The sequence below is a fragment of the Chitinophaga sp. genome (assembly GCF_036566945.1).
Lineage (GTDB): Bacteria > Bacteroidota > Bacteroidia > Chitinophagales > Chitinophagaceae > Chitinophaga.
In genome coordinates this window covers 1-2,371 of sequence record NZ_DATCVJ010000371.1, presented here as the reverse complement: position 1 = coordinate 2,371, position 2,371 = coordinate 1, and the positions used below count along the sequence as shown (strand labels likewise).

The 2,371-nt window shown below is 43.9% G+C and carries 1 protein-coding gene; it reads left to right on the top strand.

Going from position 1 to position 2,371, the window contains the following annotated elements; genetic code table 11:
* Positions 1-106 precede the first annotated feature (106 nt).
* Positions 107-2,371 (top strand): serine hydrolase (locus tag VIP81_RS10920; RefSeq protein ID WP_331959826.1); only part of this gene is annotated, 2,265 nt, incomplete at its 3' end.

Here is a 2,371-nt window from a genome sequence, read left to right as displayed (position 1 = left end):
TATGCTGACAAGACTTTTTTTTCCAGTTCTTCTTTGTCTGATGATAGTGTGTAGCAATACATTACTGGCGCAGATAACAACATCACTCTTCTCTGAAAGAAAGGAGATGGCAGTGAAATATATACAGGACCAGATGAAGGTGGGAGATATACCAGGCTTATCTGTTGTTGTTATCAAAAACGACACTGTTGTATTAAAAGCTGCATATGGCTATGCTGATATGCAAGCGCAGCTGAAAGTGAATGAACAAACCTATTTTGAAATTGGTTCCAACACTAAAGCCTTTACAGCACTTGGTATCATGTACCTGGTGAAACAGGGGAAAGTGAAGCTGGAAGACCCGGTTACAAACTACCTGCCCTGGTTTAAGATGCAGTTTGAGAGCAGCGCAACAGGTCTGTGCACGCCGGCCATTAAAGTAGCAGAACTGCTGCACCACACCAGTGGCATCCCATTTCATTCCATTGATCTCATTCAGCCGGGAAATGATCCTGCTGCGCTGGAAACTACTGTTCGCAGACTAATGACTATCCGGCTGGGACGCTATCCTGGTGATCGTTTTGAATACGCCACCATCAATTACGATGTACTTGGGCTGCTGATCGAAAAAGTATCAGGTCAACCCTACGCTGCTTTTATAACACAACATGTACTGGCGCCGCTCGGATTACACCAGACATTTTTGTCACGGGAGGAGGCAGGTGCAAACCTGGCAACAGGCTACAAACTCAGCTTTCTGCAGCAGCAGGCTTATCACGCACCTTTTTATAGTGGCAACCTGCCTGCAGGATATATCATCTCCAATATCAATGATATGGAAAAATGGCTGCGCTGCCAGCTGGGAGAAGTGCCAGACAGTTCTTACAGCGCGCTGATTGCAGCAGCACATGTTCCGGACAGAAGTGTGTTGCCGGATGCACAGGGTGCTTCTTATGCCGCCGGATGGCTGGTATATCAGAACAGGGAAAATACCATCGCACATGGTGGTAGCAATCCGAACTATTCTTCTTTCGTTACATTTAATCCCCGTGATAAATCCGGTGTAGTAGTATTATCGAATTTAAATACTTCTTATACCGAAGCCATTGCCAAAGATGTTTTGAATATCCTGAATGGAAAACCCGTAAAGAAGCACGATCAGGATATGTACAGGCGCCTCGATATCGGTGTTGTTGTTATTGCATTAATATCCTGCCTCTTTATCTTCAGCACCTGCTGGTTTCTGGCAATGCTGCTGATAGAATGGAAACAGGGCAAACGAAAATTGCTGCCGGCTATCAGGACAAAGCACATCACCAGCTTTCTGTTGTCCGTATCCATTGTAGCCCTGATCGGTTTCTGTATACTGATCATTCCAAAAGCAATGTTTGATGGACTCTCCTGGCAATTCATGAAAGTATGGGCCCCCGCCAGTTTCTTACCTTGTATGATTTTATTGTTTGCCGGCGTAAGCTTTTTCTTTATATACTATCTGTGTTCCTCTTTGCTCATCAAAGAAGATGACCGCTCTTTATATACCGTCGTTACACTCAGCAGTGTAGCAGGTTTGGGTAACTCCCTCATCATACTTACGGTAAATGGCGCTATCGGCAGAGAGCATATATTCAGCAGTGGGTATTTCTACTTTTTCTTACTGGGACTTATGCTGTATATCTATTGCCAGGGACAGCTGAGAATAAAATTGCTGCATGTGGTAAATTCCTTTGTGTATACCATTCGTGTGCGGCTGGTGAATAACTTGTTGAATACTCCCTTTGATAAAATGGAGCAGCTGAAGCATGAGAACCTGATCACGGTATTGTCCGGCGATACACAGGAAGTCAGCAATCTGCCACAGGTATTGGTAAGCATCATCACTGGTTTGGTAACACTTGCCTGTTGTTTTGCTTATTTGGGTATGGTAAATATCTGGGGCCTGGTTATTTCCATCATAACGATATTGGCAGCAGCCTCCCTGTACTTCTATGTAACCAAAAAAGCAGGTGCGGTATGGGAAAAAACCAGGGACATGCAGAATATTTATATCAGCTTTATCAATAGCCTGGTAAAAGGGTTTAAAGAACTTAAGCTGAATAATAAAAGAAACCTGGAGTTTGAAGCAGACATGCGTCTCAATAGTAGTAATTACCGGGATACGAACGTTGTGGCAGGCCGCATGTTTGTAAATGTATTTGTCGTGGGTGAACTGATCTTTACCATAGTGATTGGTGCAGTTGTTTTTATTTTTCCATTGGTGCTGGTTGGCTTACAGGAATATGAGATCCGCACCTTTGTTTTCATCTTTCTGTATATGACCGGCCCGGTAAATATTGTGCTCAATGCATTTCCTAATCTGACCCGCATCAAAATAGCCTGGCGCCGCATTAATCAG